Consider the following 15,960-nt stretch of genomic DNA (forward strand, 5'->3'; position numbering starts at 1 on the left):
TTTAGCCAGAGATAGAAGGGAAGGGTTTCCTACACCTTTCGTCAATTCTCGCTCTTGTCCTGGTCCTTGGAGTACAGGACTTTTACAATATCTGAAAAAAGAGGCGTCATGCTGGAACTGTTTTCCTTCGTTTCAAAACTTACGGTAACAAGAGCATATTTGGGATCTTTATATGGAAAGTAGCCCGCAAACCATTTATTCAGCTGCCCCTTTTTGATATTGGTCTGAGCCGTTCCAGACTTGCCAGCGACCTCCACAGGCAAATCTCTCAAGGAAGCGCCCGTCCCTTTCTCTTCCGTCACGACCTTCCTAAGAAGATGCTGCATCTTCATCGTTGTATATGGAGACAGTGTATCACCGCCAATAGTTTGATTGGGAAAATCGACTACCGTCGTACTATTGTTAAATTCGACCTTGGAAACGGCTTTGACCTGTTCCTTCTTGCCGCCGCGGGCTATCGTTGCCATCATATTCGCTATCGCGAGCGGTGTCGTTTGGACATCCTGCTGGCCAATTGCTGTTTTGGCAATCATTTTAGGATCTTTTTTTAAATCGTCATCATGCCAGACCTTCCCGGTTTGTTCTTGATGCAATTGAGTGACTTCAGTGTGATAGACGTCCCCTTGCCAGCCCGATTCACCAACCAGCCCTAACATTTTTGCATATTTGTCCAAAAATTCCGGATCCTTCTCTGCTATTTCCTGTGACAATTCGGCAAACGTCCTGTTGCAGCTCTGGGCAAAGCTATTTTCAAAATTAAGCATGCCCAGTTCCCTCTGTTTATCCGTTTTGCCGTCTATCGTCAAATTACAATTAAATGTCCTGGTGGGACTAGCCGCTTCATAATCGATGGCCGCTGCTGCCGTGACCGTTTTAAAGACGGAACCCGGCGTTTTTTGAGTCAGCATCATATTGACGGCCCCTTCGCCATTCGGATCTTTTACATTAAGTGCCGGACGTGATACCATTGCGACGATCTCACTTTTTTCGATATCGATCAGGACGAGACCGCCTTTTTTTATCCCGCGTTCATCGACGAGCTTCTCCGCTTTCTCCTGAATTTCTTTATCGATCGTCGTCACGACCTTCACCGGGTAAAGCGGATTTGCAGGTTCCACATATTTAACATCTACACCGAACATTGGGCCTCCACTGGCGTCCACGTGAAAAACGAGCTTCGATTCCCCAGAGGAAAGCAAGAACTCATCGAAGGTCCTTTGCAGCCCCGTATTGCCTATTTTCGTTTCAGGAGATAAATTCATGTCCGGATAACGTTTTTTCTTTTCCGCATCTGATATATTCGTCGTTCCGATCAATTGCGCTGCAGGGGTTTGATCAGGATATAATTTCTCATTCACGGCAAAGACCCCGGGAATCTTCAATTCATTGATTGCCTTGGATTGACTGGACGTCAACTCTATCGGTTCATCTCCGCCAAATACGAATGGTTCATCCGCTTGTTCTATCGCCCATTTTAACTCCGCTTCCGATTTGCCTATTATCGAGGCCACTTCATCTATGGGCCATGTCATTTTTTTTAAAAATGGAAATAGGACGAGCGTCGGGATTTCTTCATGTGCAAGCGGTTCTCCATTTCTGTCATAAAACTTTCCGCGTCCATCATCAATCTTTAATATTTGTGAACGCTGATTTACGCTTGCTTCTAACAGGTTCACATCATGCTTTGAAAAAGATTCTGTCGATACAAGTTGGATATAGGCAAGCCTGCCTAAGAGCATCAGCATGAAAGTGGTCAAAAAAACAGCCAGCAACCTCATTCGTTTCTTTTTCATAAAATACACCTCGTAACCATTGTTGACGAGGTGCGAATTTTTAAACAATTATGAACAAATTTAACGCGGCACTTTTCCGATAAAAAAGAGGATGCCCCATGGACACCCTCTTTTGCTTTTATTTAGTCGATGGATACGATCTTCACGCTCATTTCGCCGCCAGGTGTCATGATCGATACCTTGTCGCCGACCCTTTTCCCTATCAGGCTTTTCGCGATCGGGGAATCATTGGAGATTTTCCCTTCGAATGGGTCCGCTTCAACGCTTCCTACGATGGAATATGTTTCTTCGTCACCATTTGGAAGTTCCACGAATGTTACCGACTTCCCTAGTGAAACTGTATCTGTATTCGAATCATTGCCTTCAATGATTTTTGCATTACGGATCATGTTTTCGATTGTTGTAATGCGTCCTTCAACGAAAGCCTGCTCTTCTTTTGCGGAATCGTACTCTGAGTTCTCGGAAAGGTCCCCAAAACTGCGGGCGATTTTGATTCTTTCCACCACTTCTTTACGTTTAACCGTTTTTAACTGTTCCAGTTCCTGTTCAAGCTTTAACTTACCTTCTTTAGTCATTGGATATTCTTTTTCAATTGCCAAAACCCTTCACTCCTTCAAATTCTTTACAGCAAGCTTTCGCTGTGACAAGTTTATGTACTATATAGTGCTTAACCCTGAAATCGAGTCAAAATATATAATTGCGCGACTTAAAAAGTACACGCTTCGATACTAAGAAACAATCCGTTCCTTAGTATATAAACCGACTGCGGTGAGCAGCCGGTTCGTTCTGTATCAAGAATAGAGTATTGCGTTTTCCAACATTTGTCCAGTCTTTCCCAATAAATAAATGGGATTATTTAAATAAACGGAGGAAAATGGCACCTATCATTATTTATGCTATGTTATTACAAAAAAGACTTTTGTTCAAGGATTGTTTGAATTTTTGTCACCATAAGGTCAATCGCCACATGGTTCTGACCGCCTTCTGGTATGATGATGTCGGCATAACGCTTCGTCGGTTCTATGAACTGATTATGCATCGGACGGACGACACTGATGTATTGCTCGATGACGGAATCTATGGATCGGCCGCGTTCTTTAATATCACGGGTCATCCGACGAAGGATCCGCAAGTCTGCGTCCGTATCAACATATAGCTTCATATCCATCAGGTCCCGGAGGCGCTCATCCTCCAGCACAAGAATCCCTTCAAGGATGATGACATCCTGGGGCTCAACTGTGATGACTTCTTCTGAACGCGTATGGATCGAATAATCATAAACCGGTTTTTCTATCGTTTCATAACGCAGCAATGCGTTAATGTGATCGATTAGCAAATCATTATCAAATGCAAGCGGATGATCATAGTTCGTTTTCAAGCGCTCTTCAAAAGGCAGATGACTTTGATCTTTATAGTAATAATCTTGTTCGATCATCAAGATGGAATGTCCTTGAAAGAATTCAAAAATGGAACGGGTAACACTTGTTTTACCTGATCCCGACCCTCCGGTAACTCCGATGACCACTGGTTTCTTTCTTGTCATATCAATTCTCCTTCCGCATCATATTGTTCACATGAACTCTATTATCTACTTGAATGCGGACAATTTGAAGCGGATGGCGGGCTGCCTCCAGCTCCTTACCTGACTCATCCCAGATCGTACCGATTTTTTGAGTGAAGTTTTCGATTTCCGGTCCAAAAAACTCCACTTCATCCCCAGGCTTGAAGAAATTACGTTGCTGCATGGTAACGATTTTAGTTTCCTCGTTGTAATCAAGCACTAATCCTGCGAAGTCGAAGCGAGTCTTTACGGTATGATTCCCGAACATTTGCTGTTTATACCCAGGAATTTCCCCTTCCATGAACGATGATGCCGTCTCACGGTTCGCACATTTATCAAGCTCTTCCAGCCATTCTTGTTTAATCTTGAAATTGTCAGGATCGGCACAATACGCATCAATCACTTTACGATAGACGCTGACAACTGTTGCAATATAATGAATCGATTTCATTCTTCCTTCGACTTTTAAGCTGTCTATGCCAATTTCAATCATGCCTGGCAGTGATTCAATCAGCTTCAAGTCTTTTGGACTCATTGCGAATGGAGCATCTTCTTTATCGAATAAAGCCTTTTCCCCGTCTTGATCCAACTCATATAAATCATAATCCCAACGGCAAGACTGACAGCAGCCGCCGCGGTTCGAATCACGTGCCGTCATATGGTTTGAAAGGGTGCAGCGTCCAGAATAGGCAATGCACATGGCCCCATGAACGAAAGCCTCGATTTCGATATCGACCTTCTCCTTCATTTCACGGATTTCATCAGCACTCGTCTCACGTGCCAAAACAACACGCTCCAAGCCTTCCTCTTTCCAATACTGAACAGCCTTCCAGTTCGATAGCGATTGCTGCGTGCTTAAATGGATCTCGACGTTCGGAGCGACCCTTTTACATGTTTCAATGATTAATGGATCGGCGACGATGATACCATGAACCCCAGCCTCCTGAAGACCTTCCAGGTATTCATCCAGACCATCGATATTTTCATTATGTGCGAAGATATTTGTGGTTACATATACTTTAGCACCATACTTATTAGCGAATTCGACGCCTTCCTTCATTTCCTCAAACGTGAAGTTGCCGGCATTGGAACGAAGACCATATTCCTGACCGCCAATGAACACGGCATCCGCACCGTAATGGACGGCAATTTTTAATTTTTCAAGGTTGCCGGCCGGAGCTAGCAATTCCGGTTTTTTTACAATGACTCTCTTTCCATCAACGATCTTGGAAATTTTATCAGCAATAGCATTCAAGGCTATTCCTCCTCTTTCTCTTACCCTTTTCTTTAATAAACCGATTCTTTAAAGAAGAACCCGGTATCCAACTCACGGTTATCCGGCTGAATCGCTTTGACTTTTTCAAAAAGTTCCGATTTCACATCATCATAGCGGTCAAGGTCTTCAGCACATACGTCAATCGCTTCCCGATATAACTTTGTCATTTCAATGATATATTCCGGTGTTTGTAATAATCCTTCGATTTTCAGTGAATCGATTTCCGCTTCAATCAATTCCTGAAGTTCATCGATCATGCACATATCATTCGGACTCATGATATGTGTACCATTTTCATCTTCATAAATCGGATATTTATTTTCACGTTCCTTATCATGCAAGAACATATTTCTATGTTCCTTCCGATTTTCCACTTCCAATGCCTTGCCTTGGTATTCAAAGTAATTACCAAGAAGCGTACGTTTCGATTGGAACATGCATGTCATGCCATGCACTTGGACTTCAATCTCCACTTCGGCATTTTCCTTCATTTCCACTATCTCGTCCAGACTTATCTCACGGGCAGCAACGGCACGGACAGCACCGCGTTTCCCCCAATAATTACATGTGTACCAGTTCGTTACCGTCATCTCTGTATTCCAGTGCAGGGGCATATCAGGTGCCACGGCACGGACAGCCATCAAGACTGCGGGATCACCGAATATGATCCGGTCGGCACCAGCCTCTTTAAGGAATGTGACATACCCTTCAAGCTCGTCCACTTTTTCATTATGGAAAATGGCGTTCATGGATACGTACACTTTCTTGCCCGCGGCATGTGCAAGCTCAATCGCCTTCTCTACATCTTCACGTTTGAACTCCCCTGCCAGCCTTAGCGCATAACGTTGTTCGCCAATGACGAAGGCGTCAGCGCCAGCATCGATGAGTTCTGTTATATGATCGACACTTGTCGGAGTCACAAGTAATTCAGGCTTTTTCATTTTTGTCACCTCTATGTTTACTAATGGCCACACCATCACCAATCGGCAAAATTACGGTATCGAAGTTGGGATGGTCATGTAACCAGATGTTAAAGTCCCTGATTTTTTTAATAAGAGCTCGCTTTCTTCTCGTCATTTCCATTTCTTCAATGTTTTCGGCAACCAAGCCTTTGAATAAAACATTATCAGTAATGATAATGCCAGCACCAGCAAGGAATGGTTCAAACAGTTCAAAGAATCGCTTGTACTGCCCTTTAGCTGCATCAACGAAGATGATATCAAACGGACCATGTTCCATCACTTTCGGTCCCGCTTCAAGGGCATCCCCTTCAATGAGGGTGATCCTTTCCGACAGTCCCGCCTTCTCGAAGTTAGCCCTTGCCTGCTCAATACGGGCTTCATTCCGTTCAAGTGTGACGATTCGAGCTTCCGGAAGGGTCTCAGCCATCCTAATGGCCGAATAGCCAATTGCCGAACCTACTTCCAATATCCTCTTTGGCTGATGAAGCCTTAAAATCTGAAGCAGCACCTCAATGCCTTCGGGCTCCATGATCGGCACATTATTTTCCATCGCAAAATCTTCCAACTCCTTAAGCAAACCCGTACGCTCCGGAATTAAGGAATGAAGATATTGTTCTATTTTTCCGTTCAAAACGTTTCCTCCATTTATAAGGAAAACAAAAGCGCTTGGTCAGTAACATGAAAAAACTGATTGGGCAATTTCTTCACAAGGAGCTGAAACAAGTATGCTTGACGATCTACATTTCCTTATCTTTCAAAATAAAACCCGGCATTCGCCGAGTTACGTCACCGATAAGAATCGGATCAAAAATTCACTTGTACTATTCTATCATAAAAACAAGGGGAAAGTAATATCTCTCCCCCCACAGTCTCATTGCTATTTTTTATTTATTTATTGGAAATATGCTCTGCCTTTTTGTTATTGTGGTCATCCAAGGTCTTGGAGTAAAGGACTTCCCCTTCAGGTGTAGCCAAAAAGTACAGATAATCCGTTTTCTCAGGTTTCAGTACCGCATCGATCGATGTCGTTCCGGCATTGGCAATCGGTCCTGGCGGCAGCCCCTTGTTCTTATACGTATTATAAGGGGATTTCACCTCAAGGTCTTTATAATACACCCTGCTCTTATGTGAACCCTTCGCATACAAAACGGTCGGATCCGTTTGAAGCGGCATACCTTCCTCAATACGATTGTAAAAGACGGAAGCTATTTTTCCGCGATCGACTTGCGCCGTCGCCTCTTCTTCGACAAGCGAGGCGAAGGTCAGCATCTGGTGTACGGAATAATCGTTCTTGTCCATTTGGCTCTCGTAAGCCTGCAATGTTTCTTCGGTTTTCTTCAGCATCTCGATGACGATCGATTCCAGGGTCGGCTTTTCCTCATAAAAGTCATAAGTAGCCGGGAAAAGGTACCCTTCAAGCGGATATAAAACCTTTTCATTTTCAATTTCCGAGGTCAAGAGCTGCGGAAATTTCTCTTGCATGGTATTTACGAACTTTTTATCATTCAATTTCTTAAAGACCTTTTTCGGATCTTCACCCGTCTTCACTGCGATGATATCAGCAATTTGGATAAGCTGCTTTCCTTCAGGAATGGTTATCTTCATTGCAGCTTCCTTCATGAGTTTTCCGGTTTTGATGCTTGTGACGATATCTTCAATTGGCATGGAAGGTGATAATTTATACTCCCCTGCCTGAAAACCGGATTCATTGCGGAATTTAATATAATATTTGAATACGCGTGCGTCCTTGATTATTCCCTGCTCTTCAAGCAGCGTTGAAATTCCGTTAACGGAAGAACCGATTGGGATTTTCACTTTCTTGATGGTATCATCATCCGGATCGACTGGTTTCATGGCTGAGTTGATATATAAAAAGCCCACAAGACCAACTATCCCAATTAGTAAAATAAGCGAAGCTACCGTAATCATGATGATTTTACGAACCAGCTTGGCTTCTCCTTGCTGTTCTAACAATTTCATTCGGATATGTTCCTTTTTAGATAATTTTTTATCTTTTTCATCCATTTTCATTCCCCCTGCAAACTCACACCAACTACAGCAATGGTTTCTAGATGATGCTTTCTCTAATTAATCTTTGCTTCGAACATTATACTAAAATCAACAAATAATTACATGTTTTTTGCAAAACTACATTGATCAATACTCTATTTATGGCAAAAACGCACTAGTTTTGTCAATATACAGGTGTAATTTAATAGGAAAATAGTGATATCTTTGTCTACAGTCTTTTTATGGCTTGTACAATTTAGTCGTTGATTTCCGCTCCAGGCACTCGCTTTCCGCGGGCGGTCCGGGAGCCTCCTCGGCTTACGCCTGCGGGGTCTCCCCTAGACGCGCTTTTCCCGCAGGAGTCTCGTACCTTACTCTCCAATCAACTTTGTTTTAATTATTTACTCAGCTTTAAAATTTGTCCCCTGCATGTATTAGGCATTTAAGGAAATTACAGGAATATTCATGCAGGAATGGTATTATTAATTAATGATATAGAAAGGTGTGAAGGAGTTGGATAATTCTTATTTTGTAGGTTGGGGGACATTGGCACTCATAAACGCCGTACTTGCTCAAGGTAAAAATAGAACGGCGTTGAATTGGTTCTTGTTATCATTATTTTTAGGTCCACTCGCTACATTTATACTTTTATTCGCAGAGAAAAGATAAGGCCGTTACTAGTACATAAATGAAAAAACCCGACCTTTGAGTGGGTTCAGACTGAAAATACATTACGAACGTTGATTTTCTCTCCAGGCACTCGCTTTCCCGCAGGAGTCTCGCACACCCGTTCCAATCGTCCTTTTTGTCAAAAAAAGAACCGACCTTTAGGGGCCGGTTTTTTTCTTATTCTTCTTCTGCTTCTTCTTGGTCAAGGAATGTATTTAACATTTCTTCGACAAGATCCCATTCTTCTTCTGTTTCGATCGGTGTAAGTTCACCATCTTTATTATCTTCGCTTGGTACGAATGATGAAGCGTGGATTTCAATTTCTTCCTCGTCATCTTCTGCAGACATCGGATAGTAAAGTACATAAGATTTGTTGAATTTATCTGAATCGAATGTGAAAAGGATTTCGCAAAGCTGCTCGTTTCCGTTTTCATCTACTACTGTAATGTTGTTTTCGCCGTGTTCCATTAGTATTCACCTCATATTGAATTTGTTTGTCTGTCCAAGAATCCTTGCAGAATCATGACAGCCGCCATTTTATCAATGACTTTCTTGCGTTTGCTTCGGCTCACGTCCGCCTCAAGAAGGACACGTTCAGCCGCCATAGTTGTCAACCGTTCATCCCAGAGAAACACCGGCAGCTTGAATTTGTTTTCTAATCGTTTAGCGAAATCTTGGCTGATCTCGCCTCGCGGTCCAACAGTCCCATTCATGTTTTTAGGTAAACCGAGAACAATTTTAGAAACATCATGCTCTTTTATAATTTCATTGAGGCGTTTAAAGCCGAAGTCATTTCCAGCTTCGTTAATTTTGATCGTTTCCAATCCTTGTGCAGTCCAACCCATCGCGTCACTCAGGGCAACGCCGATGGTTTTTGAACCCAAATCAAGTCCCATTGTGCGCATTAGTATTCCTCTCGATGGTTCTTAAGATACGACTTAACCAATTCTTCGATGATTTCATCGCGTTCAAGCTTACGAATAATGTTTCGAGCATCCATATGGCGCGGGATGTAGGCCGGGTCACCAGATAATAGATAACCGACAATCTGGTTTATCGGGTTATAACCTTTTTCCTGAAGTGCAACATATACTTGAGACAATACTTCTTGTACATCTCTTTCGAATGGTTCTTCGGGAAAATTAAATTTCATCGTTTTATCAAAGGAACTCATTAACATGCACCTCTCCTCAGCGTCCAGAATCCACTATTACCTTCATTGTACAACACTTTCCATTGATTATGAAATCGATAAGACCCATTCTTCAACAAAATTAAGTGCTGCATCCAATTTTTCAGGGTCTTTTCCGCCGGCTTGGGCCATATCTGGACGTCCGCCGCCGCCACCGCCGCAACGGGAAGCAACTTCTTTGACCAATTTACCAGCATGGAATCCGCGATCGATGTAATCCTTGGTCACCCCGGCAATCAAATTGACTTTATCGCCTTGGGCCGAACCTAATACGATAATGACAGAATCAAGCTTTTGTTTCAAATCATCTGCCATGGCACGCAGATTATTCATGTCGGTAGCTTGAACCTTTGCCACCAATACTTGAACCCCATTTATGTCTTTTACGTTAGAAACAAGACTGCTTGCTTCGATATTACTTAATTTTGCAGTAAGGCTTTCATTCTCACGATGAAGATCCTTCACTTCAGAAAGTACCGTTTCAATTCTTGAAGGTACGTCTTTCAAGTTTGTTTTCAATTTAGCAGCCGCGTCTTTCAAGACACCGATTTGCTCAGTCATCAATTTGTATGCCCCAGCACCCGTTACCGCTTCTATACGACGAGTCCCTGCACCGATGCCGCTTTCGGAAACGATTTTGAACAAGCCGATTACCGCTGTATTAGGGACATGGACACCACCGCAAAGTTCTAGACTGTAATCACCGATTTGAACGACACGAACAATCTTGCCGTATTTTTCGCCGAACAAGGCCATTGCGCCCATAGCCTTGGCTTCTTCGATGTTTTTATAGTCCGTATTCACTTGTAAGCTTTGCCAAATCTTTTCATTTACAATCGTTTCGATTTGTTCAATCTCTTCCGCCGTTATCTGACCAAAATGAGAGAAGTCGAAGCGAAGGCGCTCAGCCTGTACGAGTGAACCAGCTTGGTTGACATGTGTACCAAGCACATCTTTCAACGCCTGATGCAGAAGATGCGTCGCTGTATGGTTTTTCGTGATATGGATGCGATTTTCTTGATTTAGCGTAGCAACGATATTGGAATCTGCTGTTAAAGTGCCGGCAGTAACTGTTACACGGTGCAGATTTTGGCCATTAGGAGCTTTTTGGACATCATGGACATCAACCTTCACGGATTCACTGGCCATCGTTCCTATATCGGCTATTTGTCCGCCGCTTTCCGCGTAGAAAGGAGTCTTGTCCAGTATCACTTGAACTTCTTCTCCTTCTTCTGCCTCCATAACAAGCTCGCCATTTTTGATGATGGCAGCAACTTTCGCTTCGACAGCTACTTGATCATAGCCGACAAATTCACTTTCAACTTTGATATCGCCCAATACCCCGCCTTGAATTTGCATCGAATCCACATCTTGACGCGCTGAACGAGCACGTTCACGCTGTGCATCCATCTCTTTTTCAAATCCGGCTTGATCGACCGTCATGCCTTCTTCTTCTGCATATTCTTCCGTTAACTCAATCGGGAAACCATATGTGTCATATAAACGGAATGCATCACTGCCCGGAATGGTCGTACCGCCTTTTTCCTTTTCCTTTTTAATGACTTCTGAAAGGATTGACAGTCCATCATTTAAAGTTTCATGGAAGCGTTCCTCTTCATTTTTGATTACTTTTGCAATGAACTCTTTATTCTTGAGGACTTCAGGGTAGAAGTCTTTCATGATTTCGCCTACGACCGTCACAAGCTCGAACATGAATGGTCGATTGATGTTGATTTGCTTAGCATATCGAACCGCTCTGCGTAGTAAACGGCGTAATACATAACCGCGTCCTTCGTTGGATGGAAGAGCCCCGTCACCTACTGCAAAGGCTACCGTACGAATATGGTCGGCAATGACCTTGAATGCAACATCTTTTTCTGTATCAACACCATACTTCACATCGGAAATCTCTTCGACTGCCCGGATGATTGGCATGAATAAATCTGTATCATAGTTCGTCGCCACATCTTGAACGACGGAAGCCATACGTTCAAGGCCCATGCCTGTATCGATATTCTTCTTTGGAAGCGGTGTGTAAGAACCATCTGGATTATGGTTGAATTGAGAAAACACAAGGTTCCAGACTTCAAGATGTCGTTCATTTTCCCCGCCTGGATATAGTTCCGGATCATTCGGATCATCGCCATATGCCGGTCCGCGGTCATAGAAAATCTCCGTATTCGGGCCGCTTGGACCTTCACCGATATCCCAGAAGTTTTCTTCCAGGCGAATGATCCTTTCAGCAGGAACACCGATTTTCTTATTCCAGAGTTCGAATGCTTCATCATCTTCAGGATGGATCGTCACAGCCAATTTCTCTTTGTCGAACCCAATCCATTTTTCATCCGTCAAAAACTCCCAAGCCCATGTAATGGCTTCTTCTTTGAAGTATTCACCAATGGAGAAGTTTCCGAGCATTTCGAAAAACGTATGATGACGTGCCGTTTTTCCCACGTTTTCAATATCGTTCGTACGGATGGCCTTTTGAGCATTTGTAATCCTTGGATTTTCAGGAATCACCCGTCCATCAAAATATTTCTTTAACGTCGCCACCCCGGAATTGATCCAAAGCAATGATGGATCTTCATGAGGAACCAATGACGCACTCGGTTCGATGTTATGGCCTTTTTCACTAAAAAAATCTAAATACATTTGGCGGATTTGAGCACCAGTTAAATACTTCATATATATATCCTCCTTTTAAAATTATGTAATTTTGAGCACACAAAAAACCCCCATCCCAAAAACAGGGACGAGAGTTGACTCGCGGTACCACCCTGATTATGGACGCGGGAATTCACCCAGGCCCATCACCTTCATAAAAGCCTTAACGCGGCATGACGGCAGGTATTAGCTGCTCTCAGGACTAGCTTTCTGCTGCTCTTCACCTGGCAGTCCCTTTCAGCCTAGGGGACCCCTCTCTTTTAGATGGACTTCAGCATACTTCATCCTTCAACGAATTATCTTATGTAATGGATTATATTCACAAGACTTTTATTTGTCAATAAGGGGCGGCTTCTTTCTAAAGTGAACGCGGGCATGAAGTACAAAAACTTTCAACACAGCCAAAATGGGAATCGAAACGACCATGCCCACGATACCGCCTATCTCGCCTCCAGCCAATAATGCAAGCATGATGAACAGCGGATGCATATGGAGGCTTTTACCGACTATTAACGGCGACAGGATATTTCCCTCAAGAAATTGAAGTACGAGCACGATGACCGCGATGATCAACACCATTTTAACTGACATTGTCGCGGCGATGATCACTGCGGGAATGGCCCCAATAATCGGTCCGAAATACGGAATGACATTCGTTATTCCGATTATCGCCCCCAATAGAAGCGGATATTGCATTCCGACTACCCAGAACAGCAGCGAGGAAATCAATCCGATCACGGCACAGACGATGATTTGTCCGCGGATATATCCGCCAAGCGACGCATCCACATCACGAACGAATGCCCGTCCCTGCTTACGCCACTTCTTCGGAGTCATATACCATGCCATTTTTTTTAAAGCTGTGAAATCTTTCAGGATATAAAAAGCAATGAATGGAATCAACGCAATAAGGAGTATGAAATCAATCATCTTCATTGCATACTCCATCGCCTTTTCAGGTATACGCTTCAGCCAACCTTCAAAAAGGGTGACACCTTCTTCGAATCTTTCATGAATTCCGAACGGCCAGGCCGCCGTCTGATGGTTGAGTTTATCAATTCTGCCCCGGTACTGTTCAACCAGTTCCGGTACGCTTTCCGACAGCTCGCGTACCTGGCTGACCATCACTGGAATACCTTTATACACAGCAAAGCCGATCCCTCCGAAAAACAACAAATAGATGATCGTAATCGAAAGCCAGCGACGCATCCCTTTCTCATTTAAATATTCCACTACAGGGTGCAGCAAGTAGCTGATGAACGCACCAATCAAAAAAGGCAGCAGTACCGTCACGCATACAGTGACGGCAGGTCCCCACATGGGCTTAAGTTTCATAAAAATATAGATAACGAAAAATAAGAGCAATAAAAAACCCAGGCGATAAAACCATTTTAAACGAATACTCACAATAAACACCTCCCGCTGCATTTATTCTTCGAAAGGCGGAAGGTTTTCATACATAAAAAAGAGTGCCCTCATTAATTCAGGACACCCATTCCTGCTATAATAAAGACTTTAATCTTTTGCGTATTTTCTTCATGTTCCGTTTGACCATCTTCGAGTTCATCAAATCCGAACCCATATTCATTAGAGTATTGCGTGAACGTCTAGCCATTGCAAACACCTCTTCCGTTAATTACATACTGAAGCGGCGGTCATTTTCCTCAAACAAATCGTCCAATGAGCTTAAACTTCCATCTTCCTCGACCTGATGCGTATTAATGAGCCCTTCGGATAGAGTCATTTCAATAAAGCAATTCCAACAATAATATTGATTTACGCCAATCTTCCCGACATCTTTACTGCGGCAATTCGGACATTTTATTTCCAAAATGGACACCTCACTGTTCATAAACTGAAACAATGATGGTATCCTTCCCTACTGCAGGCGGCTGTTTTGATTCTATCACTGTCGACTCAGAGAAAAATCCATCCGTTGTTTCATACGCTATAATCGTGCCCATTTTCTCCTTGAAATATACATCCTGCAGTAAACCAAGTTCTTCGCCCATTTCTGAAAAAAGCATGCGTCCCAATAACTCGTCCTTCGACAGGCAAATGGAATCCGCAGGCACTTTACTTAAGGTTGAATCTTGCTGCCTGATGACGATCCCATCTGGACCGAATGAAGAAATATCGTCAAGTCTCAAATGAAAAGCTCTTTTGAACAATGCTTGTTGATGAATGACCAACCCTGTTACCTGTCCCATTTCAGAAATTGATAAATCGTGGACCGTGCCGATTCTTTCTCCTTTGATTGTAAAAACCGGCATTCCTTTCAATAAAGAGAACGTCCGCAAGGTCATCCCGCCTTTCCGAACATTTTTATTATCTCTTTACTGCTGAAAATAGATGTGCTGAAAGGTTTTCCATTGTTGGTGCAACTTCCTTAAAATACAGGGATCATGCATAAAAAAAAGACCGGTTTCCCGGTCTGACCCACTGCTTTACCATCCTCTGCTGGCACCTCCGCCACCGGAACTTCCTCCTCCGCCGCCCCGTGGACCGCCGCTGCCGCCTCCACGGCCGCCGCCGCCTCCGCGACTGATGAATATCAAAAGGATATTGATTACCGTTTGAAGGAAAAATCCTTTAAAGAACTTGGCATCGAGGATGAATACGATGATGACAACGATGATGATCAGGAAAATCTGTAAACCTGATGGCTGAAAGGTTTCTGACTCGGGCTGAACGGAGAGATCCTGATAAAACTCGTCACCTAGGTTGTATTCTTTCGTGACATCGTTATATACGGCCTTATAGGTTTCCGTCAGGGCAACATCATATTTACCCTCTTTCAGCGCAGGGATAGCCACATCATCCAAAATCTGTCCAGATTTTATATCGGTAATGGCCCCTTCCAAACCGTACCCCACTTCAATACGGATTTTCTGTTCTTCCATGGCCAGCACAATGAGGACTCCATTGTTCAGCTCGGCATCCCCAAGCTTGAATGATCTCAATGCCTCGACCGAGTACTCCTCGATTTCGGATCCTTCCATCGAATCAACCGTCAAAACGGAAATTTGTGCCTTTGTGGCATCATCCAATCGTTTCCCAAGTTCGATGAGTTCGGATTTTTCCTGTTCACTCAGGACTCCGGCAAAGTCCTGAACATATATATCCCCAACTGGTTCAGGAATGTTAGGTTGTGCTGCGGCCACGTTTGCTAAACTGAACGTGAGAATGAAGAATAGCGCAAACACAGCGAGTTTTTTCATTATTTATCGCTCCCGAAATCAACCTTTGGCGTTTCTTTTTCTTGATCGGTCACTTCAAAATATGGTTTGGCATCGAACCCGAACGCTCCTGCCATCACATTCTTCGGAAAGCGTTTAATCATTTTATTATAGTTGGTAACTTCATCATTATAGTCTTTTCGGGCTACCGTCAGCCGATTTTCCGTTCCTTCCAAACTATCCATGAGACCCTTAAAGTTCTCATTGGCCTTTAAATCCGGATAGTTCTCGACAACCACCAAAAGCCGGCTCAAGGCCCCGCTCAATTGTTGATCGGCTGCAATCGCATCTTCAGTCGAATTGGCACCAGCCAGCTTCGAGCGTGCATCGCTCACCGCTTTAATGGCTTCCGTTTCATGCGAAGCATAACCCTTAACCGTTTCGACAAGATTCGGAATCAAATCCGCTCTCCGTTTTAATTGGTTATCCACCTGTGACCATTTATTGTCGACGTCTTCACTGGCACTTACAAGGCCGTTGTACGAAGATGCACCAAAAATGACCAGTAAAACGACAACGACTATCCCTATTATCCAACCTTTTTTCATCAAATCCCCCCTGCTCTTTCACATATAAGTTATATTCTATAGTTCC

16 protein-coding genes are annotated in these 15,960 nt (G+C 43.5%); all 16 read right to left on the reverse strand.

The window, feature by feature from the left end; genetic code table 11:
• Positions 1 to 41: 41 nt before the first annotated feature.
• The 16 genes from AC3ISB_RS19185 to AC3ISB_RS19260 all read right to left on the reverse strand — a co-directional run bounded on the left by AC3ISB_RS19185 (position 42) and on the right by AC3ISB_RS19260 (position 15,917).
• Positions 42 to 1,793, reverse strand: a complete 1,752-nt coding sequence (locus tag AC3ISB_RS19185) for a peptidoglycan D,D-transpeptidase FtsI family protein (RefSeq protein WP_489273842.1) — start codon at positions 1,791 to 1,793, stop codon at positions 42 to 44.
• Between the two features lie 122 nt (positions 1,794 to 1,915).
• Complete coding sequence (gene greA / locus AC3ISB_RS19190; protein WP_034308617.1) at positions 1,916 to 2,392, reverse strand: transcription elongation factor GreA; 477 nt, start codon at positions 2,390 to 2,392, stop codon at positions 1,916 to 1,918.
• Between the two features lie 305 nt (positions 2,393 to 2,697).
• Positions 2,698 to 3,336, reverse strand: a complete 639-nt coding sequence (udk, locus tag AC3ISB_RS19195) for a uridine kinase (RefSeq protein WP_034308619.1) — start codon at positions 3,334 to 3,336, stop codon at positions 2,698 to 2,700.
• A gap of 1 nt (position 3,337) precedes the next feature.
• Complete coding sequence (locus tag AC3ISB_RS19200; protein WP_098369734.1) at positions 3,338 to 4,609, reverse strand: peptidase U32 family protein; 1,272 nt, start codon at positions 4,607 to 4,609, stop codon at positions 3,338 to 3,340.
• Between the two features lie 32 nt (positions 4,610 to 4,641).
• Positions 4,642 to 5,571: a peptidase U32 family protein gene (locus tag AC3ISB_RS19205; RefSeq protein ID WP_489273845.1), complete on the reverse strand. Its 930-nt coding sequence runs from the start codon at positions 5,569 to 5,571 to the stop codon at positions 4,642 to 4,644.
• A complete protein-coding gene (locus AC3ISB_RS19210; protein WP_098369732.1) occupies positions 5,558 to 6,223 on the reverse strand; it encodes an O-methyltransferase in 666 nt (221 codons plus the stop codon). The genes AC3ISB_RS19205 and AC3ISB_RS19210 overlap by 14 nt, the downstream gene beginning before the upstream one ends.
• A gap of 257 nt (positions 6,224 to 6,480) precedes the next feature.
• On the reverse strand, positions 6,481 to 7,617 hold the full coding sequence (mltG, locus tag AC3ISB_RS19215) for an endolytic transglycosylase MltG (RefSeq protein WP_098369731.1): 1,137 nt from the start codon (positions 7,615 to 7,617) through the stop codon (positions 6,481 to 6,483).
• 831 nt (positions 7,618 to 8,448) lie between these two features.
• Positions 8,449 to 8,739, reverse strand: coding sequence for a DUF1292 domain-containing protein (locus AC3ISB_RS19220; protein WP_063232962.1), 291 nt, complete (start codon positions 8,737 to 8,739; stop codon positions 8,449 to 8,451).
• 11 nt (positions 8,740 to 8,750) lie between these two features.
• Positions 8,751 to 9,176, reverse strand: a complete 426-nt coding sequence (ruvX, locus tag AC3ISB_RS19225) for a Holliday junction resolvase RuvX (protein WP_034308633.1) — start codon at positions 9,174 to 9,176, stop codon at positions 8,751 to 8,753.
• Entirely contained in the window at positions 9,176 to 9,445 is a 270-nt protein-coding gene (locus AC3ISB_RS19230; protein WP_034311358.1) for an IreB family regulatory phosphoprotein, read from the reverse strand. Before AC3ISB_RS19230 ends, ruvX begins: the two co-directional genes overlap by 1 nt.
• Positions 9,446 to 9,511: 66 nt before the next feature.
• Positions 9,512 to 12,148 carry an alanine--tRNA ligase gene (gene alaS, locus AC3ISB_RS19235; protein ID WP_489273848.1) on the reverse strand — a complete coding sequence of 879 codons (2,637 nt, stop codon included), beginning with the start codon at positions 12,146 to 12,148 and terminating at the stop codon, positions 9,512 to 9,514.
• Between the two features lie 309 nt (positions 12,149 to 12,457).
• Positions 12,458 to 13,534 carry an AI-2E family transporter gene (locus AC3ISB_RS19240; protein ID WP_141992127.1) on the reverse strand — a complete coding sequence of 359 codons (1,077 nt, stop codon included), beginning with the start codon at positions 13,532 to 13,534 and terminating at the stop codon, positions 12,458 to 12,460.
• 229 nt (positions 13,535 to 13,763) lie between these two features.
• The gene (locus AC3ISB_RS19245; protein ID WP_063233024.1) at positions 13,764 to 13,979 is read right to left on the reverse strand and encodes a hypothetical protein; all 216 of its coding nucleotides are present in this window, start codon (positions 13,977 to 13,979) and stop codon (positions 13,764 to 13,766) included.
• Complete coding sequence (locus tag AC3ISB_RS19250; protein WP_141992126.1) at positions 13,969 to 14,427, reverse strand: PRC-barrel domain-containing protein; 459 nt, start codon at positions 14,425 to 14,427, stop codon at positions 13,969 to 13,971. The genes AC3ISB_RS19245 and AC3ISB_RS19250 overlap by 11 nt, the downstream gene beginning before the upstream one ends.
• Positions 14,428 to 14,574: 147 nt before the next feature.
• Complete coding sequence (locus AC3ISB_RS19255; protein ID WP_489273851.1) at positions 14,575 to 15,348, reverse strand: TPM domain-containing protein; 774 nt, start codon at positions 15,346 to 15,348, stop codon at positions 14,575 to 14,577.
• Positions 15,348 to 15,917 carry a LemA family protein gene (locus tag AC3ISB_RS19260; RefSeq protein ID WP_489273853.1) on the reverse strand — a complete coding sequence of 190 codons (570 nt, stop codon included), beginning with the start codon at positions 15,915 to 15,917 and terminating at the stop codon, positions 15,348 to 15,350. Before AC3ISB_RS19260 ends, AC3ISB_RS19255 begins: the two co-directional genes overlap by 1 nt.
• Positions 15,918 to 15,960 lie beyond the last annotated feature (43 nt).

The sequence above is a fragment of the Peribacillus sp. GL_122 genome (assembly GCF_057835005.1).

Coding starts and splice junctions, on each gene's coding strand:
- AC3ISB_RS19185 (WP_489273842.1), bottom strand. CDS start 1,793: ATGAAAAAGAAACGAATGAGGTTGCTGGCTGTTTTTTTGACCACTTTC.
- udk (WP_034308619.1), bottom strand. CDS start 3,336: ATGACAAGAAAGAAACCAGTGGTCATCGGAGTTACCGGAGGGTCGGGA.
- AC3ISB_RS19205 (WP_489273845.1), bottom strand. CDS start 5,571: ATGAAAAAGCCTGAATTACTTGTGACTCCGACAAGTGTCGATCATATA.
- mltG (WP_098369731.1), bottom strand. CDS start 7,617: ATGGATGAAAAAGATAAAAAATTATCTAAAAAGGAACATATCCGAATG.
- AC3ISB_RS19220 (WP_063232962.1), bottom strand. CDS start 8,739: ATGGAACACGGCGAAAACAACATTACAGTAGTAGATGAAAACGGAAAC.
- ruvX (WP_034308633.1), bottom strand. CDS start 9,176: ATGCGCACAATGGGACTTGATTTGGGTTCAAAAACCATCGGCGTTGCC.
- AC3ISB_RS19230 (WP_034311358.1), bottom strand. CDS start 9,445: ATGAGTTCCTTTGATAAAACGATGAAATTTAATTTTCCCGAAGAACCA.
- alaS (WP_489273848.1), bottom strand. CDS start 12,148: ATGAAGTATTTAACTGGTGCTCAAATCCGCCAAATGTATTTAGATTTT.
- AC3ISB_RS19245 (WP_063233024.1), bottom strand. CDS start 13,979: ATGAACAGTGAGGTGTCCATTTTGGAAATAAAATGTCCGAATTGCCGC.
- AC3ISB_RS19255 (WP_489273851.1), bottom strand. CDS start 15,348: ATGAAAAAACTCGCTGTGTTTGCGCTATTCTTCATTCTCACGTTCAGT.